The sequence below is a fragment of the Erwinia sp. 2186 genome (genome assembly GCF_057812255.1).
The window spans coordinates 4,235,959-4,261,589 of the sequence record NZ_CM173824.1; the positions used below are offsets into that span (position 1 = coordinate 4,235,959).

General features: G+C 57.0%; 27 protein-coding genes and 1 other RNA gene. 15 read left to right on the forward strand and 13 right to left on the reverse strand.

The window, feature by feature from the left end:
* Positions 1 to 45: 45 nt before the first annotated feature.
* Complete coding sequence (gene sstT / locus ACXKZG_RS19785; RefSeq protein WP_041692199.1) at positions 46 to 1,278, forward strand: serine/threonine transporter SstT; 1,233 nt, start codon at positions 46 to 48, stop codon at positions 1,276 to 1,278.
* 48 nt (positions 1,279 to 1,326) lie between these two features.
* On the opposite strand, the gene ACXKZG_RS19790 is transcribed toward sstT, so the two are convergent.
* Both ACXKZG_RS19790 and ACXKZG_RS19795 read right to left on the reverse strand, forming a co-directional pair.
* Positions 1,327 to 2,817 carry a UxaA family hydrolase gene (locus ACXKZG_RS19790; RefSeq protein ID WP_013200549.1) on the reverse strand — a complete coding sequence of 497 codons (1,491 nt, stop codon included), beginning with the start codon at positions 2,815 to 2,817 and terminating at the stop codon, positions 1,327 to 1,329.
* An 11-nt stretch (positions 2,818 to 2,828) separates the two neighbouring features.
* Positions 2,829 to 4,277: a tagaturonate reductase gene (locus ACXKZG_RS19795; RefSeq protein ID WP_488875334.1), complete on the reverse strand. Its 1,449-nt coding sequence runs from the start codon at positions 4,275 to 4,277 to the stop codon at positions 2,829 to 2,831.
* 458 nt (positions 4,278 to 4,735) lie between these two features.
* On the opposite strand from ACXKZG_RS19795, the gene ACXKZG_RS19800 reads away from it, so the two are divergent.
* The 8 genes from ACXKZG_RS19800 to ACXKZG_RS19835 all read left to right on the forward strand — a co-directional run bounded on the left by ACXKZG_RS19800 (position 4,736) and on the right by ACXKZG_RS19835 (position 9,120).
* A complete protein-coding gene (locus tag ACXKZG_RS19800) occupies positions 4,736 to 5,413 on the forward strand; it encodes a DedA family protein (RefSeq protein WP_013200547.1) in 678 nt (225 codons plus the stop codon).
* Positions 5,413 to 5,799 (forward strand): EnvZ/OmpR regulon moderator MzrA, encoded by a 387-nt coding sequence (gene mzrA / locus ACXKZG_RS19805; protein WP_013200546.1) that lies wholly within the window; start codon positions 5,413 to 5,415, stop codon positions 5,797 to 5,799. Before ACXKZG_RS19800 ends, mzrA begins: the two co-directional genes overlap by 1 nt.
* A gap of 157 nt (positions 5,800 to 5,956) precedes the next feature.
* A complete protein-coding gene (locus ACXKZG_RS19810) occupies positions 5,957 to 6,331 on the forward strand; it encodes a DUF1090 domain-containing protein (RefSeq protein ID WP_013200545.1) in 375 nt (124 codons plus the stop codon).
* 37 nt (positions 6,332 to 6,368) lie between these two features.
* Complete coding sequence (locus ACXKZG_RS19815; protein ID WP_013200544.1) at positions 6,369 to 6,674, forward strand: ElaB/YgaM/YqjD family protein; 306 nt, start codon at positions 6,369 to 6,371, stop codon at positions 6,672 to 6,674.
* 2 nt (positions 6,675 to 6,676) lie between these two features.
* Complete coding sequence (locus ACXKZG_RS19820) at positions 6,677 to 7,069, forward strand: phage holin family protein (protein WP_013200543.1); 393 nt, start codon at positions 6,677 to 6,679, stop codon at positions 7,067 to 7,069.
* Positions 7,069 to 7,350 (forward strand): YqjK-like family protein, encoded by a 282-nt coding sequence (locus ACXKZG_RS19825; RefSeq protein ID WP_013200542.1) that lies wholly within the window; start codon positions 7,069 to 7,071, stop codon positions 7,348 to 7,350. Before ACXKZG_RS19820 ends, ACXKZG_RS19825 begins: the two co-directional genes overlap by 1 nt.
* A 247-nt stretch (positions 7,351 to 7,597) precedes the next feature.
* The gene (locus ACXKZG_RS19830; protein WP_013200541.1) at positions 7,598 to 7,990 is read left to right on the forward strand and encodes a DoxX family protein; all 393 of its coding nucleotides are present in this window, start codon (positions 7,598 to 7,600) and stop codon (positions 7,988 to 7,990) included.
* A gap of 143 nt (positions 7,991 to 8,133) precedes the next feature.
* Positions 8,134 to 9,120 carry a glutathione S-transferase family protein gene (locus ACXKZG_RS19835; protein WP_488875335.1) on the forward strand — a complete coding sequence of 329 codons (987 nt, stop codon included), beginning with the start codon at positions 8,134 to 8,136 and terminating at the stop codon, positions 9,118 to 9,120.
* Positions 9,121 to 9,202: 82 nt separating this feature from the next.
* Here ACXKZG_RS19835 and ACXKZG_RS19840 read toward each other — a convergent pair whose 3' ends face one another.
* The gene (locus ACXKZG_RS19840; protein ID WP_013200539.1) at positions 9,203 to 10,105 is read right to left on the reverse strand and encodes a LysR family transcriptional regulator; all 903 of its coding nucleotides are present in this window, start codon (positions 10,103 to 10,105) and stop codon (positions 9,203 to 9,205) included.
* A gap of 125 nt (positions 10,106 to 10,230) precedes the next feature.
* Here ACXKZG_RS19840 and ACXKZG_RS19845 point away from each other — a divergent pair, with 125 nt between their 5' ends.
* A complete protein-coding gene (locus ACXKZG_RS19845) occupies positions 10,231 to 10,935 on the forward strand; it encodes a pirin family protein (protein ID WP_013200538.1) in 705 nt (234 codons plus the stop codon).
* Between the two features lie 81 nt (positions 10,936 to 11,016).
* Here the strand turns inward: ACXKZG_RS19845 and ACXKZG_RS19850 are convergent, their stop codons facing one another.
* On the reverse strand, positions 11,017 to 11,586 hold the full coding sequence (locus tag ACXKZG_RS19850) for a UPF0149 family protein (protein WP_488875336.1): 570 nt from the start codon (positions 11,584 to 11,586) through the stop codon (positions 11,017 to 11,019).
* 107 nt (positions 11,587 to 11,693) lie between these two features.
* Entirely contained in the window at positions 11,694 to 12,503 is an 810-nt protein-coding gene (locus ACXKZG_RS19855) for a shikimate 5-dehydrogenase (protein WP_455864220.1), read from the reverse strand.
* A gap of 143 nt (positions 12,504 to 12,646) precedes the next feature.
* On the opposite strand from ACXKZG_RS19855, the gene ACXKZG_RS19860 reads away from it, so the two are divergent.
* Positions 12,647 to 13,111, forward strand: coding sequence for a hypothetical protein (locus ACXKZG_RS19860; RefSeq protein ID WP_488875337.1), 465 nt, complete (start codon positions 12,647 to 12,649; stop codon positions 13,109 to 13,111).
* Positions 13,112 to 13,605: 494 nt separating this feature from the next.
* Here the strand turns inward: ACXKZG_RS19860 and rnpB are convergent.
* Together rnpB and rsmI are read right to left on the reverse strand one after the other, a co-directional pair.
* Positions 13,606 to 14,102: RNase P RNA component class A (gene rnpB / locus ACXKZG_RS19865), an RNA gene on the reverse strand.
* 32 nt (positions 14,103 to 14,134) lie between these two features.
* On the reverse strand, positions 14,135 to 14,992 hold the full coding sequence (rsmI, locus tag ACXKZG_RS19870) for a 16S rRNA (cytidine(1402)-2'-O)-methyltransferase (protein WP_013200535.1): 858 nt from the start codon (positions 14,990 to 14,992) through the stop codon (positions 14,135 to 14,137).
* A 62-nt stretch (positions 14,993 to 15,054) separates the two neighbouring features.
* Between rsmI and ACXKZG_RS19875 the strand changes: the two genes are divergently transcribed.
* Genes ACXKZG_RS19875 through dolP form a run of 4 tightly spaced genes read left to right on the forward strand, consistent with a single transcriptional unit; the run spans position 15,055 to position 18,689 of the window.
* Positions 15,055 to 17,133 (forward strand): penicillin-binding protein activator, encoded by a 2,079-nt coding sequence (locus ACXKZG_RS19875; RefSeq protein WP_488875338.1) that lies wholly within the window; start codon positions 15,055 to 15,057, stop codon positions 17,131 to 17,133.
* Complete coding sequence (locus ACXKZG_RS19880; protein ID WP_488875339.1) at positions 17,091 to 17,483, forward strand: YraN family protein; 393 nt, start codon at positions 17,091 to 17,093, stop codon at positions 17,481 to 17,483. The genes ACXKZG_RS19875 and ACXKZG_RS19880 overlap by 43 nt, the downstream gene beginning before the upstream one ends.
* A gap of 32 nt (positions 17,484 to 17,515) precedes the next feature.
* Complete coding sequence (gene diaA, locus ACXKZG_RS19885) at positions 17,516 to 18,106, forward strand: DnaA initiator-associating protein DiaA (RefSeq protein ID WP_013200532.1); 591 nt, start codon at positions 17,516 to 17,518, stop codon at positions 18,104 to 18,106.
* A gap of 10 nt (positions 18,107 to 18,116) precedes the next feature.
* Positions 18,117 to 18,689 (forward strand): division/outer membrane stress-associated lipid-binding lipoprotein, encoded by a 573-nt coding sequence (gene dolP, locus ACXKZG_RS19890; protein WP_013200531.1) that lies wholly within the window; start codon positions 18,117 to 18,119, stop codon positions 18,687 to 18,689.
* A gap of 59 nt (positions 18,690 to 18,748) precedes the next feature.
* Here the strand turns inward: dolP and ACXKZG_RS19895 are convergent, their stop codons facing one another.
* The 6 genes from ACXKZG_RS19895 to ACXKZG_RS19920 form a co-directional block, all read right to left on the reverse strand.
* A complete protein-coding gene (locus tag ACXKZG_RS19895) occupies positions 18,749 to 20,659 on the reverse strand; it encodes a BglG family transcription antiterminator (protein ID WP_013200530.1) in 1,911 nt (636 codons plus the stop codon).
* 59 nt (positions 20,660 to 20,718) lie between these two features.
* Positions 20,719 to 21,864: a lactonase family protein gene (locus tag ACXKZG_RS19900; RefSeq protein WP_488875340.1), complete on the reverse strand. Its 1,146-nt coding sequence runs from the start codon at positions 21,862 to 21,864 to the stop codon at positions 20,719 to 20,721.
* 66 nt (positions 21,865 to 21,930) lie between these two features.
* Entirely contained in the window at positions 21,931 to 22,671 is a 741-nt protein-coding gene (gene dagF, locus ACXKZG_RS19905) for a 2-dehydro-3-deoxy-phosphogluconate aldolase (protein ID WP_013200528.1), read from the reverse strand.
* A gap of 2 nt (positions 22,672 to 22,673) precedes the next feature.
* The gene (locus tag ACXKZG_RS19910; protein WP_134823329.1) at positions 22,674 to 23,789 is read right to left on the reverse strand and encodes a DgaE family pyridoxal phosphate-dependent ammonia lyase; all 1,116 of its coding nucleotides are present in this window, start codon (positions 23,787 to 23,789) and stop codon (positions 22,674 to 22,676) included.
* On the reverse strand, positions 23,773 to 24,906 hold the full coding sequence (locus tag ACXKZG_RS19915) for an amidohydrolase/deacetylase family metallohydrolase (RefSeq protein ID WP_488875341.1): 1,134 nt from the start codon (positions 24,904 to 24,906) through the stop codon (positions 23,773 to 23,775). Before ACXKZG_RS19915 ends, ACXKZG_RS19910 begins: the two co-directional genes overlap by 17 nt.
* Before the next feature lie 76 nt (positions 24,907 to 24,982).
* A complete protein-coding gene (locus ACXKZG_RS19920) occupies positions 24,983 to 25,627 on the reverse strand; it encodes a DUF4310 family protein (RefSeq protein WP_013200525.1) in 645 nt (214 codons plus the stop codon).
* Positions 25,628 to 25,631: the final 4 nt, after the last annotated feature.

Here is a 25,631-nt window from a genome sequence, read left to right on the forward strand (position 1 = left end):
CGCATTGTTATTTATCGAAAACAACACTGGTTTTTTACTATGCGTATGGAAAAAAGTCCTGGGCTGATGCAGCGTCTGATGCAGGGCAGCCTGGTCACTCAAATTATGATCGGTCTGATCGCCGGCATTGCCCTGGCGTGGTTCTCAAAAGAAGGCGCCCATTCTGTCAGCCTGCTGGGTACGCTGTTTGTCAGCGCGCTGAAAGCGGTTGCTCCCCTGCTGGTGATGGTGCTGGTGATCTCCTCGATTGCAAACCATCAGCACGGCAGCAAAACCAGTATCCGCCCGATCGTCATTCTCTATCTGCTCAGCACGTTCTGTGCCGCCGTGGTGGCCGTGGTCTTCAGCCATCTACTGCCGCAAACCCTGACGCTGAGCGACGCTAACCAGCAGATCGTCCCGCCGTCCGGCATTCTGGAAGTGCTCAACGGCCTGTTGATGAGCATGGTGGCTAACCCGTTTGATGCGCTGATGCACGCCAACTATATCGGCATTCTGGTGTGGGCAATTGGCCTCGGCTTCGCCTTCCGTCACAGCAGCGACACCACCCGCACCTTCCTCAATGATGCCTCGAACGCCGTGACCTCGCTGGTACGGCTGGTGATCCGCTTTGCGCCGCTGGGCATTTTCGGACTGGTGGCCTCGATTCTGGCGACCACCGGCTTCTCCGCGCTGTGGGATTACGCGCATCTGCTGGGCCTGTTGTTGGGCTGTATGCTGCTGATGGCGCTGGTGTTCAATCCGCTGCTGGTGTACTGGAAAATCCGCCGCAACCCCTATCCGCTGGTATTTACCTGCCTGCGTGAAAGCGGCGTGACCGCCTTCTTCACCCGCAGTTCCGCCGCCAATATTCCGGTGAATATGGCGCTGGCGAAAAAGCTGGGGCTGGATGAGGACACTTACTCGGTGTCGATCCCGGTGGGGGCGAATATCAGTATGGCGGGGGCTTCGATCACCATCACCGTGCTGACGCTGGCGGCGGTGAATACGCTGGGCATTCAGGTTGATGTCAGTACGGCGATCTTGCTGAGCCTGGTGGCGTCGATCTGTGCCTGTGGTGCATCCGGCGTGGCGGGCGGTTCGCTGCTGCTGATCCCGGTGGCCTGTAATATGTTTGGTATTCCAAATGAAGTGGCGATGCAGGTAGTGGCGGTTGGCTTTATTATCGGCGTACTGCAGGATTCGGCGGAAACCGCGCTGAACTCCTCAGCCGATATCCTGTTTACCGCGGCGGCCTGTATGGCCGACCAGCGTCAGGAAGAACAGCAACGCGCCTGATGGCGTTAACCGGCTCGCTGCCTGGCGAGCCGGTCCGTATTCCCTTCCCTACAGCGTCACCCCACTTTTGAAAATCGCCAGCTCGCGGAAGTCATTCAGCTCATTTTTGGTCTGACGGCCGTTGGCGATGTCCACCAGCGTATCGACAAAGTTCTCCAGCAACACCGACATGTCGGTTCCCTTGATCAACGCACCCGCATCGAAATCAATCCAGTGCGGCTTTTTCGCCGCCAGCTCGCTGTTGGTGGCCAGTTTTACCGTCGGCACAAAGCCGCCGTAAGGGGTGCCGCGTCCGGTACTGAACAGCACCATATGGCAGCCTGCGCCAGCCAGCGCGCTGGTGGCGACCGCGTCATTCCCCGGTGCGCTAAGCAGGTTCAGACCCGGCTGATGCAGGCGCTCGCCGTATTTCAGCACGTCAACCACCTGGCTTTGCCCGGCTTTCTGCGTACAGCCCAGCGACTTCTCTTCCAGCGTGGTGATGCCGCCCGCTTTGTTGCCCGGCGACGGGTTCTCGTAGATAGGCTGCTGGTGATCGATAAAGTAGCGTTTGAAGTCGTTGATCATGCTGACGGTTTTTTCAAAGGTCTGCTCATCGCGGCAGCGGCTCATCAGAATGCGCTCGGCACCGAACATTTCCGGCACTTCCGTCAGCACCGTGGTGCCGCCGTTGGCAATCATCTGGTCGGAGAACCGGCCCAGCAGCGGATTGGCGGTGATGCCGGACAGCCCGTCCGAGCCGCCGCATTCCAGGCCGAACTTCAGCTCACTCAGCTTGCCCGGTTGGCGCTGGTCATCGCGCATGACGGCATACAGATGGCGCAGGTGTTCCAGCCCGGCTTCCACTTCATCATCATGCTGCTGCAACGCCATAAAGCTGACGCGATCGGCATCGTATTCGCCCAGCGTCTCGCGGAAGACATCCACCTGATTGTTTTCACAGCCCAGGCCAATCACCAGCACCGCGCCTGCGTTGGGATGACGCACCATATTCTGCAACATGGTGCGGGTGTTCTCGTGATCCTGGCCCAGCTGGGAGCAGCCGAAAGGATGGGTAAACAGATGCACGCCGTCGATGCCCGCCGCGTCGTCGCTCTCCTTCAGAAAACGGTTAACCATCTGTTTGGCGATGCCGTTAACGCAGCCGACCGTGGGCAAAATCCATAGCTCGTTACGGATGCCCACATCGCCATTGCGGCGGCGGAACAGCTGCACCTCACGGTCAGCGGCCTGTGCCGGTAGCGTGGCGAAATCGGGCTGATAGCTATACTCGTCCACATCGCTGAGATTGGTGCGGGTGTTGTGGGAATGCAGGATTTCACCTGCCGATACCGGCACCGTGGCGTGCCCAATCGGCAAACCGTATTTGATCACCAGTTCGCCCACCGCCAGCGGCAGCAGCGCAAATTTGTGGCCGCGCTCGACGGCCTGCTTCAGCACCACGTTCTGCTCGCCGACGCTGACGGTTTCCCCTTCGGCGAGTTCCGCGAGGGCAACCGCCACATTGTCGTTTGGATGGATTTTGATATAACGCTGCATGGTGGTGTTCCTCAGTTCAAATGCGTCAGTGCCTGGCGCATATCGCCGCCGACAATACGTTGCAGGTGTTCGGTGACGGCAGCGGTTAAGCCCGGTACCGTATTCAGATCGCAGCCCCAGTGAGCAGAGTCGCGGAAAACGGCGTCAACCAGCTGCTGCGGCGCCAGCTTGCCGCTGTCGACCTGCGGCCAGAGTTCGGCAAAGCGCGCCAGCCAGGCCGCGTCGTCCTGCAGGGGATAAACTTCGTCGCCGCGTTTACCGCGATAAAAGGCCAGCAGCGCCGCGAAGGCAAAGCTCAGACGCGGCGGAACCTCACCGGTTTGCTGGCAGCTGGCCAGAATTTGTGGCAGCAGACGGGTGCGGAATTTGGTCATGCCGTTGAGGGCAATCGCCTGCAGCTGATGGCGGATAAACGGATTGCGGAAGCGGTTGAGCACCGCATCGGCAAAGGCATGTAATTCAGCCGGATCCTGCGACAGCGTGGGAATGATTTCCTGCCGCAGGGTGCGGTCGATAAACCCGGCGATATCGGCATCGGCCATCGCGTCACCCACCGTATCCAGCCCGGCGAGGTACGCCACCGGCACCATGGCGGTATGCGCGCCGTTCAGGATCGCCACCTTCTGCTCCTTAAACGGTTTAATGTCGTCAACCAGGCGGATATTCAGCGGATAGCGATCCAGACAGAGCGCCTGCTCCAGCCACGCCGGCCCCTGGATCGCCAGCAGGTAATAGACCTCACCGGCCACCAGATAGGCATCCTGATAGCCCAGTTCGGCTTCAATCGCACGGGCTTCCTGCGGATAGCCGGTGACGATGCGGTCGACCAGCGTCGAACAGAAGGTATTTTCCTGCTCCAGCCACTGCACAAACGCTGCGGGCAGCTGCCACGCCTGCGCGTAACGCCGCACCAGCGCCTTCAGCGCCTCACCGTTGTCATCAATCAGCTCGCACGGCAACATCACCCAGCCGCTCCCTTTCGCACCGGAGAAGTGCTGCCAGCGCGCGTACAGCAGTTGGGTTAGCTTTGCCGGGAAGCTGCTGGCAGGCTTATCGTCCAGCCGATCGGCCGGGTCATACTGGATGCCCGCCTCAGTGGTGTTGGAGAAGACGTAGCGAATCTCCGCTTCCCGCGCCAGCGCCAGAAACGCCTCGTGCTGCCGCCACGGATGAATTTCCTCATTCACCGAACGGATCAGCCGCGGTTCGCTGACCACTTCGCCGCGATCGTTAACGCCGCGGATCAGCGTGGTGTAGAGCCCGTCCTGGCTGTTAAGACTGCGGGTGGTCTGGCTGTTACGCGGACGCACTACCACCACACCGGCGTTCAGCTCGGTATGTTCGTTTAACAGATCGATTTGCCAGTCAATGAAAGCACGCAGGAAGTTGCCTTCGCCAAACTGAATGATTTTTGTCGGGTGAGTCCGGCCAGCAAACTCCCTGCGATTGAGCGTCGACATTGCCAGATCCTTCATCGGGGTAACAAGCGAAGTCAGCCGCATCACCTGCGCTGACGAATGCCCCCATCTTTAAGAGGTATGGCAAGGGTTGTCCCTGCTGTCAGCGACTAATTGCCAGCCGGGTCACAAAATCAGGTTTTAATACTGTATAAAAACCCGAAACGGTGGAAATGTAGCCATCGTATTTTCAATGTAAAATTGTGAAAGTGGTTAAAATCAGTCGGTCAGCCATTTTTCTGTCTCAATCGTCGATAAGTCGGATTTTTCTTGGCGTCACAGTGCCCCAGCGAGCCGCAGAAACAGTGCTATAATGTCAGCCTGTGTAAAGCTTCTTTTCCCTTCTCGCTTGCCCCTGTAAAACAACGTTGGCGACACGTTTCTCCTGTCTCATTCGCCGGTGTTTTGTTACAGTTACGCGCCTTTTCTTACCGTTTGAGACGGTCTTAAGGGAATACCCTATGGATATTTTTAAAGCCCTAATCCACGCCCTCTGGCAACAAGATTTCGAAACCCTTTCAGACCCTACGTTGGTCTGGGCAATCTATTTTGTCCTGTTTATGATCCTTTTCCTGGAAAACGGCCTGCTTCCTGCCGCTTTCTTACCGGGTGACAGCCTGCTGGTATTGGTTGGCGTATTGATTGCCAAAGGCACGCTGAGCTTCCCGATGACGCTGTTTATTCTTACCACTGCGGCCAGTCTGGGCTGCTGGTGCAGTTATATTCAGGGCAAGTGGCTGGGCAATACCCCCACCGTGCAAAAATGGCTTTCGCACCTGCCCGCCCAGTATCACGTTCGCGCCCACCAGTTATTTCATAAGCATGGCCTTTCCGCGCTGCTGGTCGGCCGTTTTATCGCCTTTGTCCGAACGCTGTTGCCGACCATCGCGGGCCTTTCCGGCCTGAGCAATGCCCGTTTCCAGTTCTTTAACTGGGTAAGCGCGCTGCTCTGGGTATTAATCCTGACGGTTATCGGCTTTGCGCTCGGCAAAACCCCTATTTTTCGCAAATACGAAGATCAGATGATGTTCTGCCTGATGATGCTGCCGCTGGTGCTGCTGGTCTTTGGTTTGTTTGGCTCGTTGTTCGTGCTGTGGCGCAAAAAGCGCGGCGTGAACAATGAGAAAGGAAACTTATAATGCTCGCCCTACTCAGACCCTATCTCTCCACGCGGGTACTCTGCGTGCTGGTCGTGTGCTTCTCGGCATTGATGCTGGTGGCTTTTATCCCGACCCTGTTTCGCAACGATACCGCGCTGCAAATTCGCGCCTCCCGTCAGGGCACCACGCTGCCGGACGGGTTTTATGTCTATCAGCGCCTGAATGCGGAAGGGATCCGCATCAAAAGTATTACCCCGGATAACGACTCGCTGGTAATCCGTTTCGACACCGAAGAACAGAGCATGGCGGCGGAAAAAGTGCTGCATCAGTTGCTGCCGTATGGCTTTGATATTGGCCAGATGGATCCGTCGGGTTCTTCGCAGTTAATGAATCGCCTGAGCCTGCGCAAACAGTCCGTTGGTTGATTTTTATCCGGCTTTCCGGCGCTATCCCTAAGAATCTTCTCTCTTTTTGAGCTTTTTGGGATTTCTGTCTATGCTTACTATGCCAGTATCCCCGAAGACTGTTTACAGGATTAACGGGACGTCCTGCGGCCCAACACAACGGAAGGTAACGATTAGCATGAAAACCCGCACTCTCCTTGGACTCGCTCTGTTCTCGCTGACCACGTTTGCCCATGCGGCAGATTCGTTGTGCATGCAGAAAGAACAGGGGATCCAGCATGAAATTGAACTGGCGAAAAAGCATGACAACCAACGTCGTGTGACCGGTCTGGAGCGTGCATTAACGGAAGCGAAAGCGGGCTGTACCGACGAAAAGCTGAAGGCTCAGCATCAGGAAAAAATTGCTGCCCACAAGCAGCAGGTGGTTGAGCGTCAGAAAGAGCTGGAAAAGGAAAAAGCGGATGGCGATGACAGTAAAAAAATCGCTAAGCGTGAAGAAAAACTGGCAGAAGCAAAACATGAACTGAAAGAAGTCCAGGCCGCCCCTTACTGAGCCGGGCTCTAATTACTGAACATCAATGGAGTTTGTTATGTCAAAAGATACTACATCTGAACATCTGCGCGCTGAACTGAAAAACCTGGCCGATACGCTGGAAGAAGTGCTGAGCAACACCGGCGAGAAATCAAAGAATGAGCTGGATAAACTGCGCAGCAAAGCACAGAGCGCATTGAAAGACACGCGCGCCCGTCTGGGTGACTCTGGCGATCGTATTGCCAAAACCTCTCGCGAAGTGGCTGACCACGCTGATGTCTATGTGCGTGAAAATCCATGGACCAGCGTAGGTATCGGTGCCGCCATTGGTGTGGTACTGGGTGTCTTGCTGACGCGTCGTTAATAATGGCAGATTCTCAGCAAAGCCACGGCCCCGGCAAAGGGGTCATTAACATTGGACAGCGCATTGTCACCACCCTGGTGGGGATTGTGGAAACGCGCGTGCGGCTGGCAGTGGTTGAGCTTGAGGAAGAGAAGGCCAATCTGATACAGATGCTGTTGATGATTGGCCTTACCATGCTCTTTACCGCTTTTGGCTTGATGAGCCTGATGGTGTTAATCATCTGGGCTGTGGATGCGCAGTATCGTCTGATGGCGATCGGCATAACCACCGCAGTGCTGTTTGCCCTGGCGTTGATCTTCGGTCTGTGGACCCTGGCAAAATCACGTCGTTCCACCTTACTGAGCGCCACGCGTAAAGAACTGAAGTCTGACCGCCAGCTGTTGGAGGATGACTGATGAGCCGCGAGCGTGATGCACGTAAAGCCGAGCTGCTAGGCCAGATCCAGCAGCAGCGGCTTGACCTGAGTGCCGGTAAGAAGCGCTTTCTGGAAAGCACAGCCCGCTACGATCACGGCTGGCTGACGCTGATTGGTCTGCGTCGCTATGTCGCCGTCGGCAGCGGCCTGATGGCAATCTGGTCGGTGCGTAATCCGCGTCGCCTCTCACGCTGGGCCAAACGCGGCATCGGCGTGTGGAGCACCTGGCGGATGGTCCGCAACTATCTCCCTCGTCGCTAGCCCCTTCAGCCCTCGCTGACTGGGGCTTTTCTTTTGCCCGCCGTCTCACCACCCTCAGTTATTTCTGGCCCTACCCTTCCTGTTCAATTTTCCTGATAAACATCGACAGTTTATCTCGCTTACAATGATTCCGATTCGCGAATATTATCTCCTGCAACGAACGGTACTAAGCGCTTAAGACGCTTCAGGCCTGAACTTAATGCGGTGGGGAATGTTTCCTGCCAGATAAAACTTGTTAGGGTGAATCATGAAAAAATTAGAAGATATCGGCTTTTTGGTTGCGCGTATTTTGATGCCTGTGCTGTTCATCGTGGCGGGCTGGGGCAAAATCACCGGTTATGCCGGTACCCAGCAGTATATGGAGCACATGGGCGTCCCTGGCTTCTTGCTGCCACTGACCATCCTGCTTGAGTTTGGCGGCGGTCTGGCCATCCTGTTCGGTTTCCTGACGCGCTTTACCGCTATCGTGACCGTTATTTTCACCCTGATCACCGCGATGGTGTTCCACATCGATTTCTCGGTAGAAGGTAACTCGATCAACTTTATGAAAAACCTGAGCATCGCCGGTGGCTACCTGCTGTTGTTCATCACTGGCCCTGGCGCAATCAGCCTGGATCGCCTGCTGAATAAAAAGTGGTAAGAAACACCCGCTATACTCAGTAGCATCAAAGCGACGACGATGCTGATAGCCCTTAGATTTCGATTTGCAGGAAGGCAGCTAACGCCCCGGCAACGCGAGAACTAAGGGCTTTGTTGCTTTCTCACTTAGGGACTGGAGGAAATATGGGACAACTGATTGACGGTGTCTGGCACGATAACTGGTATGACACCAAATCCACCGGCGGCCGTTTTAAACGCTCTGAATCGGCCTTCCGTAACTGGGTCACCGCCGAGGGTGAAGCGGGCCCGACCGGCCAAGGCGGCTTCCGTGCTGAGGCAGACCGTTATCATCTGTACGTTTCTCTTGCCTGCCCCTGGGCGCACCGCACGCTGATTATGCGCGCGTTGAAAGGGCTGGAATCGATGATTTCCGTCTCCGTGGTGCATCCGCTGATGCTGGAAAACGGCTGGACCTTCGACGACGATTTCCCGGCGGCCACCGGCGACAGCCTGTATCAGAACGAGTACCTGTATCAGCTCTATCTGCATGCCGATAATGCCTACACCGGCCGCGTCACCGTGCCGGTGCTGTGGGACAAGCAGCAAAACACCATCGTCAGCAATGAATCCGCCGATATCCTGCGCATGTTAAACAGTGCGTTTGATGCGGTGGGCGCGCGGGCCGGGGATTATTATCCTGCCGATCTGCGCGAAAAAATTGATGACGTGAACAGCTGGGTGTACGACACGGTGAACAACGGCGTCTACAAGTCGGGCTTTGCCACCTCGCAACCGGCCTACGATGAGGCGGTCACCGCCCTGTTCAGCTCGCTGGATCGTCTGGAGCAGATGCTGGGGCAACATCGTTATCTGACCGGTGATCGTCTGACCGAAGCCGATCTGCGTCTGTGGACCACGCTGGTGCGCTTCGATCCGGTGTATGTCACACATTTTAAATGCGATAAGCACCGCATCAGTGACTACCTGAACCTGAACGGTTTCCTGCGGGAGATTTATCAGATGCCGGGCCTGGCCGAAACCGTCGATCTGGCGCATATCCGCCATCACTACTATTGCAGCCACAAAACGATTAACCCGTCCGGGGTGATCTCGATCGGACCCGCCTTTAACTGGGACGAGCCGCACGGCCGTGACCTGCGCTTCCGCTAGTCGTCGCCTGCAGAAATAAAAACGGCCACCTCAGTGAGGGGCCGTTTTTTTTGCGCGGAACGCAGTGGGATGATGCCGCCGGTTAACTCTGGCGTTTGGCCATCAGTTTCGGGATTTCGCGCAGGCACCAGGCCTTCGCTTCGCCCATGCTGTCACGCCGCCACGCCATGATAATGTCAATTTCGCGGGTGTATTCCGGGCTGACCACCCGCAGGCGTCCTTCGGCGATATCCTTTTCCACCATCGGATACGGCATCGACGCCACGCCCAGTCCGGCCAGCAGGGCACGGTGTTTGTCTTCGATGGTGCTGACCGTCAGCCGTTGTTGTTTATCCAGCAGCTGTACGGTGAGCACCGGACGCTCGCGCGCGGTATCCGCCACCGCGATGCCACGGTATTTCACGCGGGTCACTTCGGACAGCGGTTCCGGCTCGTCATGAATCGGATGATCCGGGCTGGCGACAATCACGCTCATCATGCTGTACAGCTTGCGGGTGTTGATCTCCGACGAGGCGCGAAAATGCAGGTCCGGCGCAATTACGATGTCCGCTCTGCCCTGCTCCAGACGTTCCCAGGCACCGGCCAGCACTTCCGTCACCAGCGAAATCTGGGTATTGGCTTTATCGGCCAGCTTGCCGATCAGTGGGAACAGGTATTCGCTGGGGATCAGCGCTTCGGTGACGATGGTCAGGTGCGTTTCCCAGCCGCGCGCCAGCGCTTCGGCATCGGTTGTCAGCTTATCTGCCGCTTCCAACAGCACCCGGCCACGCTCTAACAGCATCCGGCCGACGTTAGTAAACTTGGTGCGGTGGCCGGAACGGTCAAACAGCACCACGTCCAGCTCCTCTTCCAGCTTCTGCATGGTGTAGCTGAGCGCGGAAGGCACCCGACCCAGTTCGTCCGCTGCGGCAGCAAAACTGCCCCGGCGATCGATAGCATCCATCACTCTCAGCGCTTCCAGCGTCAGGGCGCGGTCTTTAGCCATTGCGGTTCTCTGTCAGGAATTTTGAATATACCGAGCAGATTAACTGGCTAACAATCCGGCGTCCAGAAACTTACTATAGATGCAGAATAAACGGTCGGGTAAATCACATCGACCGGGGAGGATTTATGATTACCAGTCGCACCGCGCAAGAGTGTGGCAAGGCTGATTATGGCTGGTTACAAGCCCGCTATACCTTTTCCTTTGGCCACTATTTTGACCCCAAATTACTGGGCTACGCGTCGTTACGCGTGCTCAATCAGGAAGTGCTGGCACCAGGGGCTTCCTTCCAACCGAGAACCTATCCAAAGGTCGACGTACTGAATCTGATTTTGCAGGGCGAGGCAGAGTATCGCGACAGCGAGGGCAACCACGCATTCGCACAACAGGGCGAAGCGCTGCTGCTTTCGACGCAACCCGGCATCAGTTACAGCGAATTTAACGTCAGTAAAGAGCAGGAACTGACGCGTATGCAGCTCTGGCTGGATGCCTGTCCGGAGCGTGAGAACGCCGCGGTACAGCGCGTGAAGATGCCAGAAAACGCCCGTTATACGCTGCTGGCGTCGCCGGATGGCGCGGAAAACAGCCTGCAGCTCCGTCAGCAGGTTTGGGTGCATCATGTGGTGCTTGAACCTGGCGAGACGCAGACCATTAAACTTCATGGGCCGCGCGCCTATTTGCAGTCGATTCACGGTGGCCTGAATGCGGTGACCGGAACTCAGGCAAAAGAAGCGTTGGTCTGCGGAGATGGCGCATTTATTCGTGAAGAAGTGAGCGTAACGCTGATGGCCGAGACGCCGCTGCGCGCGCTGGTAATTGATTTGCCTGTTTAATTAAGCCGGCATCAGGGAAAGTCCTTAAACGCAAAACCCCGCCGAAGCGGGGTTTTCTGTTTCTGGCATCATCGTGAAGCGTTACTCAGGCTCACGCTTCGCGGTCCAGTACTCATACAGCTTGAGCGCCGCCGGGCGGATCGCCTGCTGCGCCAGCACATATTCATCCGGCGTCATCTTTTCAAGCTTCGCGAACTGCTCTTCATCGCCGTGGACCGCAATCGCATCGAGCGAAGGTTGCAGGCTGTCCGGTAAGCCAGACCAGTCATCCAGCGCCACGCCGCGCAGATAGCCAAAGCACCAGTCTTCGACCACTTCGTAATCTTCATCATCGATGGTGCTGAAGCCAAACAGCGGTTCAAACTGGTCTGGCGCGGTCGCAAGTCGTTCAGCCGTGTCATTCAGATGCTGGAAGATCAGGTCGTTGAAGCGGTTTTCATCCACATCGCTCGGCCACAGAGGGATCTGCTGTTCGCCGCCCCACAGCGCGGTTAACCAGACTGAAGAAGGCAGTTTAGTCGGGCCTGACAGGATGGCGGTAAACATGCCGTCCAGTTCGGAGATATCCAGCACGGAATTCTCACTGCCGTGATTCATCAGCGCCTCATCCAGCCACTCCAGCTCTTCTTCGTTTAGCGGTCCACTGTTCATGCTGTTCTCCTCAGATCCTTCAATTTTTGCGGCGATAATCGCTCAAGCTTACCAGAAAAGACCCTTTGCTGACGGAAAGGTTCAGGCAGCGGTGCTGAGCGCAGGGCTCAGGAACGTGAGAAGGCCGACGCTTCCAGCATCAAAGCTTCATCGGGACGCACGCCGGTATACAGGGCGAATTGTTCCAGCGCCTGCAGGGCGATCACTTCCGCACCCGTCACCACAGTTTTGCCATATTCCCGGGCCAGCACGATCAGCGGCGTTTCTGCCGGGAAGGCCACCACGTCAAAGACAAAAGTAGCGGCCTGCACCTCTTCTTTGCTGAATGCCAGCTGATCCTGTTCTGCACCACCGCTCATGCCAACCGGCGTGACGTTGACCAGGATATCGGCTTGCTCGCCGGTAGGCGTTTTGCTCCAGCGGAAGCCATATTTGTTGGCCAGCGCGGCGCCTTTCTCTTCATTGCGCGCCAGCACCGTCACCTGGCTAAAGCCACTGTCGCGGAACGCTGCCACCACCGCTTTCGCCATGCCGCCGCTGCCCTGAATAACCACCGTCTGGTTGCTGTCCGGGAAGTTCTTCTCAATCAGCGTTTTCACCGCAATATAGTCGGTGTTGTAAGCCGTCAGATGCCCATTGTCATTGACGATGGTGTTGACCGAATCAATGGCTTTGACCGAGTCGGACAGCGTGTCGAGGAAGGGAATACAGCTCTCTTTAAACGGCATGGAGACTGAACAGCCACGGATCCCCAACGCCTGAACGCCTTTCACCGCATGTTCAATATCCTGGGTGGAGAACGCTTTGTAGATGAAATCCAGATCAAGCTTTTGATACAGGTAGTTATGAAAGCGGGTACCGATGTTGCTGGGCCGGGCGGAAAGGGAAATACAGAGTTGGGTGTCTTTGTTGAGCATAACCATGTCCTTATTAAAATCTGCTGCCAGTGTACCCACCATGATAGTTGAAGCTGGGGGTTAAATCAGGAACCTGCCTGCCATTTCACTCCGGGATCATCTGCTGATAATATGCTTGCCTTGGTTTTGATAGGGATCATCAAATGCCTCTTAATGAATTTGGCGTTGTCGGGTCTCCCAACAGCGCGATAGCCCATCCTGACGGGCTTGAATGTTATGGTAGGATTCCCGAAATTAATACGCAGGGTGATGTTATTCCTGCCGGTGAGATTTTCCTGCGTGCTGGCAGGCATACCGGCCCCAACAGAGGGTTTGGCGTTCGTCACATATGGGCTGAGCATCAAACTGAACTGACCCGATTAGGCTATACCACCGTTGACGATGTGGTGCGTTTTGTACGGGATATCATCCGGCCCGGTTCAGCAATTTATTGTGAGTTTAATCATCCTGGTGGGAAACACAGGCCGACAGTTTTGAAGTCATCATTAGGTATTGTGATACTTGAACCCAGAGAGGCACCTGAGACTGATTCAGGGTGGATTTATGTTGTGGTGGCGGCGTACACAAGCCGGAGAGCACACGGGGTATTGATTGGCACACTTAAATAAAAAAGGCGCTAAAAGCGCCTTTAGAGGAATGTGTTGGTAGCCGCAGCATTTCCTTAGCACACAGGGTTCAGAAACCGACTGACGTCGTAACTACCCGGCAGATGACCAGTCATCTGACTGCCCGGCACAGAAGGCCAATTACTGGTTGACGCCCCCTGCGAATGCTCTTGCAGTACGCTTATTCTATAGGGTTGCCTAAGCGCATTCAACCTGAGGTTGAGTAAACACTAAACCTGAGGTTGAGTAAACACTAAACCTGGGGTTTAGTGTTTACTCAAAACTGACTTCCTCCTTAAGCCGCTTTCTTTTCATAAAAAGCGTCGTGGACAGTCATTCATCGGCCACAAAGCAAAAACCCCGCCGAAGCGGGGTTTTTATTTGAATGAGTTGAAGCTGACCGTTAAGCCGCTTTCTTTTCATAAAAAGCGTCGTGGACAGTCATTCATCGGCCACAAAGCAAAAAACCCCGCCGAAGCGGGGTTTTTATTTGAATGAGTTGAAGCTGACCGTTAAGCCGGGTTCTGTCGTGGACAGTCATTCATCTAGGCCAGCAATCGCTCACTGGCTCAAGCAGCCTACCCGGGTTCAGTACGGGCCGTACCTGGTGAACCCCTATTTGGCCTTGCTCCGGGTGGAGTTTACCGTGCCACGAACTGTTACCAGCCGCGCGGTGCGCTCTTACCGCACCCTTTCACCCTTACCTGATCCCACATCCCCTGCATCTTTCAGGCCGCTGCTGCGTTAGCTTCTCGCTTTCACCCCAGTCACTTAGTTACCTAAGCTCCTGAGGACTCAAGCGATTGCTGCCTTGCTGCAACCTGAAATCTATTGGGGGGGCCATCGGCGGTTTGCTCTCTGTTGCACTGGTCGTGGGCTTGCGCCCCCCAGGCGTTACCTGGCACCCTGCCCTATGGAGCCCGGACTTTCCTCCCCTCTGTCTGTCTCCCCCGAAGGAGGACGGCAACAAAGCGGCGACTGCCTGGTCAGCTTCGGCGCGGATAATAGGGGATCCCGCGCGATTTGTCACCCCTCTTGCTGCTCCAGAGCGTATTTATACAGCGCATTTTTTTTCACAGCGTGGATTTCGGCGGTTAACTGCGCGGCTTTTTTCAGCGGAAGCTCCTTCTGCAACAGCGCCAGGGTGCGCAGTGCTTCCGGCGGCAGCGCGTCTTCTTCGGCGTGGAAACCTTCGACAATCAATACCATCTCGCCTTTACGGCGGTTTTCATCTTCCAGAACCCAGGCCAGCAGCTCGCCCACCGGCGCGCCCTGAATGCTTTCCCAGGTTTTAGTGATCTCGCGGGCCAGCACAACATAGCGATCCGGTCCCCAAACCGTCACCATATCCTGTAGACTCTCCAGCAGACGGTGGGTGGACTCGTAAAAGATCAGCGTGCGCGGTTCCTGTTCCAGCTCGCGAAGCGTATCGCAACGTCCTTTGCTTTTGGCCGGTAGAAATCCTTCGTAACAGAATCGATCGGACGGTAACCCCGCTGCGCTTAATGCTGTGATCGCGGCGCAGGCGCCAGGCAGTGGAACGACGCGGATACCGGCTTCACGGCAACGACGCACCAGATGGTAGCCAGGATCGTTGATTAACGGCGTGCCGGCATCGGAAACTAAGGCGATGCTTTGGCCTTCCTGCAGCCTGGCAATCAACGTTTCGGCTTTGTACTGTTCGTTATGATCGTGCAATGCGAACAGGCGCGCATTGATGGCGAAATGTTGTAGCAACAGTCCGGTATGACGTGTATCTTCCGCTGCGATCAGATCGACGCCCGCAAGCACCGTCAGCGCACGCTGGGTGATATCGCCCAGATTACCGATCGGGGTTGGAACGATATAGAGCGTGCTGGCAGAAATATCATCGCGTTGTTTCATTGTGTGATCCGAATTGCCGATTTAATATTGAGCATCTTGAAAAAAACATCACTGGATACAGTATGCTTCCTTCGAAAGTCATTCATAACAAAGCAGGACGCTGCATGCCTGTTCTACTGGCCGCCCTGTTCTTTGCGGGGTGTTCAAGCCAGGGTCCGCAAACGCCAGAGGCGAATGTGCAAGGCGCAGCTACAGGCACCTCTGACTATTATCTGCAGCAAATGCAGCAAAGTTCAGATGATAACAAGGTTGACTGGCAATTACTCGCAATCAAAGCGCTGCTCAACGAAGGGAAGTTCCCTCAGGCCAACGACCAGCTTTCCAGTCTGCCGCAGACGTTAAACGATACCCAACGTCAGGAAGCGCTGCTGTTACAGGCGCAGGTTAAGCTGACTCAGCAGGACGTGAATGGCGCGGCGGGCCTGTTAAAACAGGTTGATGTTAGCGCGTTATCGAAAGAGCAGCAGGCCCGTTACTACCAGCTGCAGATTGCCGCGAACCAGGGTCGTCCTTCGCTGGACGTGCTGCGTGCATACATCGCGCAAGAGCCGTTGTTGACCAATCCGGCCGACAAACAGAAGAACATTGATGCCACCTGGCAGACGCTGGTGCAGATGTCGCCTGCTCAGGTCAGCAACATGGTGATCAACGCTGACGAGAATACGCTGCAAGGCTGGCTCGATTTGCTGAGCGTGTATAAAGCCAACAGCAACGATCCCGACATGCTGAAAGCCGGTCTGAAGGACTGGCAGACCCGCTACCCGGTTAACCCGGCGGCGAAAATGCTGCCAACGGCATTGAGCCAGGTGCAGAACTTCCAGCAGTCGACCACCGGTAAAATTGCCCTGCTGCTGCCATTAAGCGGTCAGGCGCAGATCTTTGCCAACGCCATTCAGAAAGGCTTTAACGACGCGAAAAACGGCGTGCTGACCCAGGCGGCCGCCCCGGCACCTGCCGCGGCCAGCACACCAACCGCCGATGGCAGCGCACAGCCGGCGGCGGCGGCCAATCCAGCCGATCCCGCCGCGGCGGTCAGCCCATCCGCAGCGCCAGTGGAAGCTAATCAGAACGCCAGTGCGACGCCAGACGCTAATGCCGCTCAGGCACAGCCTGCTGCTCAGTCCGGCAACGTCGCGCAAACCGCGCCACCGTCCAGCTCATCCCAGGTACAGGTGTATGACACCAGTACCCAGCCGATTGACCAGGTGCTGGCGCAGGCACAGAAAGATGGCGCCACGCTGGTGGTCGGCCCGTTGATCAAAAGCAACGTCGAGAAGCTCTCTTCACTGCAAACCCCGCTGAATATCCTTGCGCTGAACGAGCCGGAGACGGTACAGAACCATCCGAATCTTTGCTACTTTGCGCTTTCTCCTGAAGACGAAGCCCGTGATGCCGCTCATCATATGTGGGATCAAGGCAAGCGCTCGCCACTGCTGATGGTGCCACGCAGCTCGCTGGGTGACCGCGTCAGCAAGGCGTTCGCCACCGAATGGCAGAAGCTGGGCGGCAGCACCGTGCTGCAACAGCAGTTTGGCTCGACCGGTGAGCTGAAGCAGGGCATCAACAGCGGTGCGGGCCTGCAACTGACCGGCACGCCAATTACCACCGAACCGGCTCAGCCGCAGGGTGTGACCATTGCCGGGCTGACCATTCCGGCACCGACGCAGCCCGAGCCAGTGGCGGCAACGTCGGGCAATGGCGGCAGCGTCGACGCGGTCTACATTGTGGCCACCGAAGGGGAAATGGCGCTGATCAAACCGATGATCTCTATGCGCGTCAGCAGCCGCAGCATGGTGCAGATGTATGCCAGCTCCCGCAGCTTCCAGGCCGGTTCCGGCCCGGACTACCGTCTGGAGATGGAAGGTCTGCAGTTCAGCGATGCGCCGCTGCTGTCCGGTTCAAACCCGGCCCTGTTGCAGCAGGCCGCTAAAAACTTCAACAACGATTACTCGTTGGTTCGTTTGTATGCCATGGGCGTGGATGCCTGGACACTGGCAAACCACTTTAACGAAATGCGCCAGCTGCCAGGCTTCCAGGTGAAAGGGGAAACCGGCAACCTGAGCGCAACTCAGGACTGTGTTATCAACAGGAAGTTGACATGGAACCAGTATCGCCAGGGGCAAATCGTTCCGGCAAACTGAGTCGCCAGCAAACGGGGGCGGGCTATGAGCTTAAGGCCCGCCGCCTGCTGGAGCACGCAGGGTTAACCTTTGTGGCGGCCAACGTCCGCTATCGCGTCGGGGAAATTGACCTGATTATGCGCGACCGGCTGACGTGGGTGTTTGTCGAGGTGCGGTATCGTCGTAGCGATGCGTTTGGTGGCGCCGCCGCCAGCGTGACCCGCAGCAAGCAGCGTAAGCTGCTGCGCGCCGCAGCGGTGTGGCTTCGGGGACGCAACAGCAGCCTGGATAGCGCAGACTGCCGTTTTGATGTGATTGCGATAACCGGCACCCAGGTTGACTGGTTACCCAATGCCTTTTCGGCGGAGTAGACACTCCACCAACGACTGACCAGGTGAATGAAGTGCTGGAAAGAATAAAAGTATGTTTTACCGAAAGTATTCAGACGCAGATTGCTGCGGCAGAAGCGCTTCCGGATGCCATCTCCAATGCAGCGATGACCATGGTTCAGTCGCTGTTGAACGGCAACAAAATTCTGAGCTGTGGCAATGGAACCTCAAGCGCCAATGCCCAGCATTTTGCCGCCAGCATGATCAACCGTTATGAAACGGAGCGGCCAAGCCTGCCGGCGATCGCGCTGAGTGCGGATAACGTGCTGCTGACGGCCATCGGTAACGATCGTCTGCACGAAGAGATTTACGCCAAACAGGTCCGGGCGTTGGGCCAGGCGGGCGACATTCTGCTGGCCATCTCAACCCGCGGCAACAGCCGTGATATTGTGAAGGCCGTAGAAGCAGCGGTAACGCGCGACATGACCATCATCGCGCTTACCGGTTATGACGGCGGCGAGCTCGCCGGTTTACTGGGACCACAGGATGTGGAAATTCGCATCCCCTCGCACCGAAGCGCGAGGATTCAGGAAATGCACATGTTAACCGTGAATTGCCTGTGCGATTTAATCGATAACACCTTGTTTCCCCACCAGGACGTTTAAAGGAGCTTAAATGAAGGTATTACCAACTCTGGCCGTAGTACTGACCGCGCTGATGTTACAGGGCTGTGTGGCTGCGGTGATTGGCAGTGCAGCGGTAGCGACCAAATCCGCCACTGACCCACGTACCGTTGGGACTCAGGTAGACGACAGCACGCTCGAGCTGCGCGTCAGCAATGCGCTTGGCAAAGACCAGCAGATTAAAAATGACGCCCATATCGTCGCCACGGCCTATCAGGGCAAAGTGCTGCTGACCGGCCAGTCGCCAACGGCGGATATCGCCAGCCGTGCGAAGCAGATCACCATGGGTGTCGACGGCGCGAATGAGGTGTATAACGAAATCCGTACCGGCGACAAAGCCAGCTTCGGCACCGCCTCTTCGGATACCTGGATCACCACCAAGGTGCGCTCGCAGTTGCTGTCCAGCGACCAGGTGAAATCGTCCAATGTGAAGGTGACCACCGAGAACGGCGAAGTGTTCCTGCTGGGGCTGGTGACCGACACTGAAGCGAAAAGCGCGGCTGATATTGCCAGCCGGGTTAGCGGCGTGAAGCACGTCACCACCGCCTTTACTATTCTGAAGTAAGCGCTAACCGCCCGTGCAACCCTTTGCACGGGCGGACTTTATTCCTGTCTTCCTTGCCGCTACAACCGACTTAAACAGTCCATCGCCACCGCTTTAAAACTGGCAAAATCGCCACTGTCCCGCAGCCGGGTCATCGCCCTTTCGCGCATAAAAGTGACGAACAGATCGTAGATCGCCATCGCCTCTTCGTATTCCGTTTTGCTGATCGCCAGCAGGAAAATGACGTGGGCGGTCTCTTCTCCCCAGGCAATGCCCTGTGGGGCCAGCACGGTGTACACCACGGTTTTCTTCGCCAGCAGGCCAAGGGAGTGCGGCAGCGCGATGCCCTCGCCCAGCATGGTGCTGACGATCGCTTCACGCTCTTCCACCGACGGCCAGAAATCGCTGTCGACCACCCCTTCCTGCTCCAACTGCTGGCACAGGGTCTGGAACAGTTCGGCCTGGGTCATCGGCTGGTCGATGATGCGGAAGTGGCTGGCATCGAAGTATTTTTCCAGCATATAGGGCCGGGTGCGATCCACCAGCACCAGCTTACCAATCTGCTCCAGCTGGTATTCCGTCGGGAACGGCGACATCACCACCACCGGCTTATCCTTCTCGCTCAGCCGCGCGGTAGAAATGACAAAATCTTCCTCGATGCTCTGCTTCTGCTCGTACTCCCGCAGCGAGACGATATGACTGAGGACGATTTGTGGATATTTCCGCGTCAGCATCGCCTGGATCATCCGCACCGTCGAATTGCCGGTGTCGCAAACCAGCAGGATCTGCGGATGCCGCTGATAGCCGACGTTGTAATGCCGCTCCAGACCGACGCCGATATGCAGCACCAGGAAGCCAATCTCGTTTTCGCTGATCACATAAGGCGTGTACTTGCCCCAGCTGGAGACCGCAGCCAGCGTGACGTCATACGCCATCGGGTAATGCTGTTTGATATTGGCCAACAGCGGATTGGGAATATTTATCTGATAGCGAACGCGGGTGATCATGGTTTTGATATGCGTCAGCAGGTCAGCGCGGAGTTGGGGATCGTTCTGCAGGTTGAAATTGTAGTGGCTGTTGATGTAGCTGAGGATGTAATCCACCAGCGCCTCACCGTCATCCGGGCTGATGGCGCTGGGCGCAATCTCCTCGACGCGCCGTGCCGCGATATTCACCCGCAGGTAGGCCTCTTCCGACGGCGAGATCGCCTTGCCGGTGATTGGCCGCATCAGGTTGATGATATGCCGCGCCGCATCGCGCACGTCTTCATCGACGTCTTCCGCGCTGAAGTCAGACAGCGGATAGCCTTCGCTGATGCGCCTGACCGCAACCGCGCAATACAGCCGCAGATAGAACTCGCTGTCATCGGTCATGCGGATATGGAAGCGGCTGAAGCACTGATGCAGCAACGGCTGAAGCGTGCCTAACATGCCGCTGTTCAGCGCTTCCAGATTCAACAGCGGATCTTCGCTGTCTTCCTGGGCGATTTTATACAGCAGATCGGTCAGGCAGGTGCGCATCGCCACTTCGCTGCCAAACAGCTTCATGCCGTAACGCGGCTTGGTTTCAATCGCCAGCTGGTAACGCCCCAGCCACTCTCTCACTTCAGCCATATCACTTTGTAGCGTGGCGCGGCTGACAAACCACTCATCAGCCAGATCTTCCAGCTTCAGGGAAAAAGCTGAAGTGAGAAAACGGGTTAACAGATAGTGTACGCGGGCGGCGGAGGTGCGCGGCACGCGGAGATGTGACGGTGACTGATCCTGCAGCTGGCGGTAAAGCGCCTCATCATCCACTTTCAGCTGATAGCCCTCGCCCCGGTTTAACACCAGACGGACGCCGTGATCGGCCAGCAGCTCATTCAGGGTGGTGATATCGGTGCGGACGGTGCGGGTGGAAACGTCAAAACGTCGCGCCAGTTCATCCTGAGGCAACGTCTCGTTTTGAAGCAGATCGAACAGTTGGGCAAGGCGTTGGTTTGGGAATCTCACTCTTTATCCTGTGATTGCGGGGCGAAGCAGAGGGCCGAACAGCGTCGGCCCCTGAATAATTACGGCGTTAACACCAGTTGAGACGGAGCCCCAACCGCGGTGTAGTCGTTGGTAAACGACAGGGCGCCATTCGCGGGATCCACCTTGAAACGGGTGATGTTATCGCTGCGCTGATTCATGGCATACAGAGTCTTACCATCTGGTGACAGCGTCAAGGTGCGCGTGTAATCGCCGCGCGTCCAGACATCGTCCTTCTGCGTCAGCGTGCCGTTGGCCTCGATGGCGAAATGCCCAATGCTGTTATGCAGGCGATTGGCGACATATAGGTTTTTCCCGGCCTTATCGATCACAAGGCCAGCGGCAAAGCTGGTGCCCTTGTAGCCCGCAGGCAGCGCCGGGACGGTCGCCGCTTCGCTAAGCGTACCCGTTTTGCGGTTCAGCAGATAGTGAGTCAGCGTCGAGGCTTCTTCGTTGATCAAATAAACCGAATGACCGTCGGGATGGAAGACAAAGTGGCGGGGGCCGGCACCGGCTGACGAAGCCAGGATCCAGGCCGGCGTATTCGGCTGCAGCTTGCCATCGGCACTGAGTCGGTACTGATAGATACGATCCAGCCCCAGATCGGTGGAGAAGACAAACTTACCGCTCAGATCGGTGGCGATCATATGCGCATGCGGGCCGTTATGATCGCTGACCGCAAAGCTGCCCTCAACGGCGGCTGCCGGTTTGGCGGCGCCTGCCGGTCCCTGATCCTGCTGCGTGTCGCTGGCCTCCGCCAGGCGACCATCGGCCAGCACCGGCAGCACCGCTTTGCTGCCGCTGACATAGTTGGCGACCAGCAGGAATTTACCGTCCGGCGTCAGCGACAGATAAACCGGTCCTGCACCGTGGGTACTGACTTCATTCAGCTTGCTCAGACTGCCATCTGCGGCAATGGCATACGCCACTACCACGCCCTTCTCGCTCTCGCTGGCAACATACAGCGTCTTGCCTTTGGCATCCGCCGTCAGCTGTGCCGGATTAGCCAGCTGGCTGACCAGCGTTTTGCCACTCAGCGCGCCGTCGGCCGGGTTAACCTGGAAGCGGTAAAGGCCTTCACCATTGGGATTATAGGTGCCGACCCAGGCAAACTGCGCCTGTGCCACCAGGGGAACCGTCGCCATCAACGCGACAGACACGGCAGAGATCAAAGACCAGTTACGCATGGTGTTCCTCGCAAAGAAATGTCAGGGGACTACAGAAGCGGCGGGCAGAACGCCCGCCGTGAGCACTTAACCGACCAACTTTTTGGTCATCGCCAGCAGCGTGCTGACATCGGCCGGACGGGTATTACCGCTCTCTTTATCGATGATTGAGCTGTAAATATGCGGAATGATCTTCGGCACGCCGGCATCCAGCGCGATCTGCAGGATCGCTTCGTAGTTCTCCAGATCGATGCCGCCGGTCGGCTCCAGCCAGAAGTCCTGTTCTGCACAGGCTTTAGCAACCGCCTTGAATTCGTCGATCGATTTCAGACCGCCCATCGGGAAGTATTTTACCGAGCTGGCACCCATATCTTTCAGCAGCGCGATGGCGGTTTCTACCGGGACAATCGCATCGGCGGCTTTGGAACTCAGCGGGCCGGTGGAGATTTTGACCAAGCCGACCTTGCCGGTGGGCGAGATCAGCGCGTTGACCACGGTCTGATCCTGTCCCAGCAAGGCGCGGCTGGTGGCAGCACCGGTGAACACCTGATTCACGTGCTGCGGCTGGATCTCAGCGGAGATGGCACTGACCATCGCCGACTGGTTCGGATCGCCGGCACCCAGCCCCACCGACAGCGCGTTATCGATCAGCGCCGCGTACTCACGCATATCGCTCACCGCGCTGGCCACGCTGTCGTAGTTTTTGGACAGTACGCCCACCAGCACATGGCCTTCCGCCGCCTGCCAGATCTCACGGGCATTCTCTTTCGAACCGGCCAGCACGTTCAGACATACGCGGTCTTTATAAAATTTCGGGGTCAGCGTCATGCTTATTTCTCTCCTGCTAATAGGGCTTTAATGCACAGATAGATGGTGTTGAGCTGCTCTGGCGAGACGCTGCGCACATCCACTTCGACGATGCCTTCGTTGGCCTTATAGCCGCGGAAGTAGATGGCGATGACGCCGGTTTTCAGCGCCTGCACCAGCTCGCCGGTGGTGTGGCCAATCACCGCCTCATCGAAATGAATTTCGGTACGGGCGATATCACGGCCCGCCGCATCCCAGACCACGCGCGAAGTGATGCCATTCAGCGAGTTCAGGCTGTTGATAAACGGCGTCATTTTTTCCACCATCTGCGCACCCGAGACTTTCTCGTTAACCAGATAGTTTTCAATCGCCTGGGTCAGGCCAAGAATGCCCTCTTTGCCGACCTTCATCGCGCGGCCGATCCCCATCGACTGGCGTTTAACCCACTCAACGTACTGCTTACGGCCCATCACCAGCCCGCTGGTTGGCCCTTCAATCGCTTTCGCACCGCTGTAAATCACCAGATCGGCACCGTACTGGTAGTAGCACTGCAAATCTTCTTCGGCGGCGGCATCCACAATCAGCGGAACCCCGTGTTTACGGGCGACGACGGCTGCCTGCTCAACGCTGAGATGGCTCTTCTGCACGCAGTGGTGAGACTTGATATACATAATGGCCGCGGTCTGTGGCGTGATCGCCGCAGAAAGCTGATCGGCGGAGCATTCGTTCGCCCAGCCAGCCTCCACCAGGCGTCCACCGCCCATCGCCACCATGGTGCCTACCGGCGCACCGAAATTGACGTTATGGCCCTTCGGCACCACGATGTCGTGCGGCACAATCAGCGGCATGGCGTGCAGGTTTTCCAGCAGCCAGTCGTCGTCTTTCACGATCACTGCCGCCACGGACTGCGCGATCCCGGCAGAGGCGCAGGAGACCACCACGGCATCTTCACAGCCGAGCAGGTTGGCAATGTAAGCCCCGGTTTTGTTCACCAGGTCTTTCATTTCGAAATAGTGATTCAGGCCATAGTTGACCGTCTCAACCACGTCGGCACTGGGCGTAGACACCCCGAGGATAGTCATGCGGCCAGAGGCGTTAATGACCTGCTTTAAGCCGTATTTTTCATAAATCGAAGACATGATTCTTTTTCCCTTCGTCGGTAATGAACCACTGACCGCCAACCACGGCGGCCAGTGGTACCAGCTGCTTCTCACCCGAAACTGACTGCCCTTCGGAGTCCGTAAACAGGCAAGTTTCCTCTTTGACGTCAAAAATAGTCAGGTCGGCATCCCTTCCCACTTCCAGCCGCCCTTTACTGTGCAGACGCAGGCCTTCCGCCGCGTTAACGGTCACACAGTCGATAATCTGCGGCAGGGTCATGCCGACGTTAAAGAATTTGGACATCACGTGGGCCAGGGTATACACCGGGCCGTTCAGGCGGTTGCGGCAATAGATATCGGAGCTGATGCTGTGCGGCAAAATGCCCCGTGCAATCGCCACGCGTGCCACGTCAAAGCTGAAGCTGGCGCTGCCGTGACCGACATCCAGACGCACGCCGCGTTGGATGGCGCGGCTGACCGACGCACGCAGCTCGCCGGCCGGGGTCAGGATGCGGTTTGGCTTGCCGTTGTAGCAGTGGGTGATGATGTCGCCATGGGTCAGCAGATCGGCGATTTCATCCAGATCGGGCGGATTGTTGCCGATGTGCACCATCAGCGGCAGATCGCCAATCTCATGCTGGATCTCTTTGGCGCGGAGCAAGGGCTTGATGCCGTTGGCACCGACCACGCTGCTGCTCATACGCGCCTTAATACCGATGATGAAGGCCGGTAAACGCTGCACCGCATCGCGCACGCCAACCTTATCAATCTGGGTCATATCGGCCAGTTCGTTTTGCGTCACAATGCCGGTGCGGGCAATGTTCAGCAAGGCATACACCTGGGTACTGGCGCTGCGGGTCAGGCGGTAAAATTCGTCGACATCGTCAGCGCCGGTGCTGCCGGCATCAACGACGGTGGTGACGCCGGTATCAACGCCAATGCGGTCCGCTTCGTCATGATAAATCGGGGATTTCGGGTAGCAGTGAACGTGGGAATCAATCCAGCCTGCGCTCAGCCAGTAACGTCCGGCCAGATCGCGCTCGGCAGTGGCCGTGCCCGTCACCTCCCCCAGCGCGGCGATTTTGCCGTCCTGCAGGGCGATATCCGTCACGCTGCCATCGGCAAGGCGTGCACGGCGAATAATCAGGTCATACATAACAAACTCCTTCTTGCACCGGATGGGATGACATCCGATTAAGCGGTTTACCCGAGATGGGTAAACCGCCGTTACATCAGAGCGCGACCGGGAAAATCGCACCCAGCAGCATGGCGCCGAGGATCGCGCCACCGGTAATCGGTTTGTTCCAGAGATAGAACAACAGTGCGCCGACCAGCGAACCCAGACCGATTGGAATCGATGCGGTCATTGCCGACAGGATGATCAGCGGCCCAAGGAAACGACCTGAGGAGTTACCCGCGCCCATCATCACGTCGGCACCGTAAGTGGAGTCGCTGTTGTTGATGGTGAACTTACGCGCGAGGATAATCAGGTAGCCAATCGCCACGCCAATCACCAGGCCTGTCACCAGCGAGGCGGCAAAGTTGGCGACCGGATAGACGATCCCGGCACCCAGCAGCAGCGCCGGCACGCCGAGGCCGACGCCGGTCTGAATGGCACCGCCGATATCGAGGATCCCGACCAGCGAACCTTCAATGATGCGGGCAAACAGGAAGCTGGCACCGAAGGCCGCTACCGCGCCATACACGCCGGTTTCCATGCCGGAACGCAGCATTGAAACGAAGGCCACTTCGTTAAACGCGCCCAGGCCATAGGTGTAGTACATGTGCGTTCCCGCAAACACCCCGGCTGACAGCAACCCGACGAAAATCGGGAAAGACCAGTCGGCATACCAGAAACCGCTTTTTGACTCTTCCATTGAC

What these genes read in the sequence shown, in the direction of transcription:
- sstT (WP_041692199.1), top strand. Translation starts at nt 46, where the DNA reads ATGGAAAAAAGTCCTGGGCTGATGCAGCGTCTGATGCAGGGCAGCCTG.
- ACXKZG_RS19790 (WP_013200549.1), bottom strand. Translation starts at nt 2,817, where the DNA reads ATGCAGCGTTATATCAAAATCCATCCAAACGACAATGTGGCGGTTGCC.
- ACXKZG_RS19795 (WP_488875334.1), bottom strand. Translation starts at nt 4,277, where the DNA reads ATGTCGACGCTCAATCGCAGGGAGTTTGCTGGCCGGACTCACCCGACA.
- ACXKZG_RS19800 (WP_013200547.1), top strand. Translation starts at nt 4,736, where the DNA reads ATGGATATTTTTAAAGCCCTAATCCACGCCCTCTGGCAACAAGATTTC.
- mzrA (WP_013200546.1), top strand. Translation starts at nt 5,413, where the DNA reads ATGCTCGCCCTACTCAGACCCTATCTCTCCACGCGGGTACTCTGCGTG.
- ACXKZG_RS19810 (WP_013200545.1), top strand. Translation starts at nt 5,957, where the DNA reads ATGAAAACCCGCACTCTCCTTGGACTCGCTCTGTTCTCGCTGACCACG.
- ACXKZG_RS19815 (WP_013200544.1), top strand. Translation starts at nt 6,369, where the DNA reads ATGTCAAAAGATACTACATCTGAACATCTGCGCGCTGAACTGAAAAAC.
- ACXKZG_RS19820 (WP_013200543.1), top strand. Translation starts at nt 6,677, where the DNA reads ATGGCAGATTCTCAGCAAAGCCACGGCCCCGGCAAAGGGGTCATTAAC.
- ACXKZG_RS19825 (WP_013200542.1), top strand. Translation starts at nt 7,069, where the DNA reads ATGAGCCGCGAGCGTGATGCACGTAAAGCCGAGCTGCTAGGCCAGATC.
- ACXKZG_RS19830 (WP_013200541.1), top strand. Translation starts at nt 7,598, where the DNA reads ATGAAAAAATTAGAAGATATCGGCTTTTTGGTTGCGCGTATTTTGATG.
- ACXKZG_RS19835 (WP_488875335.1), top strand. Translation starts at nt 8,134, where the DNA reads ATGGGACAACTGATTGACGGTGTCTGGCACGATAACTGGTATGACACC.
- ACXKZG_RS19840 (WP_013200539.1), bottom strand. Translation starts at nt 10,105, where the DNA reads ATGGCTAAAGACCGCGCCCTGACGCTGGAAGCGCTGAGAGTGATGGAT.
- ACXKZG_RS19845 (WP_013200538.1), top strand. Translation starts at nt 10,231, where the DNA reads ATGATTACCAGTCGCACCGCGCAAGAGTGTGGCAAGGCTGATTATGGC.
- ACXKZG_RS19850 (WP_488875336.1), bottom strand. Translation starts at nt 11,586, where the DNA reads ATGAACAGTGGACCGCTAAACGAAGAAGAGCTGGAGTGGCTGGATGAG.
- ACXKZG_RS19855 (WP_455864220.1), bottom strand. Translation starts at nt 12,503, where the DNA reads ATGCTCAACAAAGACACCCAACTCTGTATTTCCCTTTCCGCCCGGCCC.
- ACXKZG_RS19860 (WP_488875337.1), top strand. Translation starts at nt 12,647, where the DNA reads ATGCCTCTTAATGAATTTGGCGTTGTCGGGTCTCCCAACAGCGCGATA.
- rsmI (WP_013200535.1), bottom strand. Translation starts at nt 14,992, where the DNA reads ATGAAACAACGCGATGATATTTCTGCCAGCACGCTCTATATCGTTCCA.
- ACXKZG_RS19875 (WP_488875338.1), top strand. Translation starts at nt 15,055, where the DNA reads ATGCTTCCTTCGAAAGTCATTCATAACAAAGCAGGACGCTGCATGCCT.
- ACXKZG_RS19880 (WP_488875339.1), top strand. Translation starts at nt 17,091, where the DNA reads ATGGAACCAGTATCGCCAGGGGCAAATCGTTCCGGCAAACTGAGTCGC.
- dolP (WP_013200531.1), top strand. Translation starts at nt 18,117, where the DNA reads ATGAAGGTATTACCAACTCTGGCCGTAGTACTGACCGCGCTGATGTTA.
- ACXKZG_RS19900 (WP_488875340.1), bottom strand. Translation starts at nt 21,864, where the DNA reads ATGCGTAACTGGTCTTTGATCTCTGCCGTGTCTGTCGCGTTGATGGCG.
- dagF (WP_013200528.1), bottom strand. Translation starts at nt 22,671, where the DNA reads ATGACGCTGACCCCGAAATTTTATAAAGACCGCGTATGTCTGAACGTG.
- ACXKZG_RS19910 (WP_134823329.1), bottom strand. Translation starts at nt 23,789, where the DNA reads ATGTCTTCGATTTATGAAAAATACGGCTTAAAGCAGGTCATTAACGCC.
- ACXKZG_RS19915 (WP_488875341.1), bottom strand. Translation starts at nt 24,906, where the DNA reads ATGTATGACCTGATTATTCGCCGTGCACGCCTTGCCGATGGCAGCGTG.
- ACXKZG_RS19920 (WP_013200525.1), bottom strand. Translation starts at nt 25,627, where the DNA reads ATGGAAGAGTCAAAAAGCGGTTTCTGGTATGCCGACTGGTCTTTCCCG.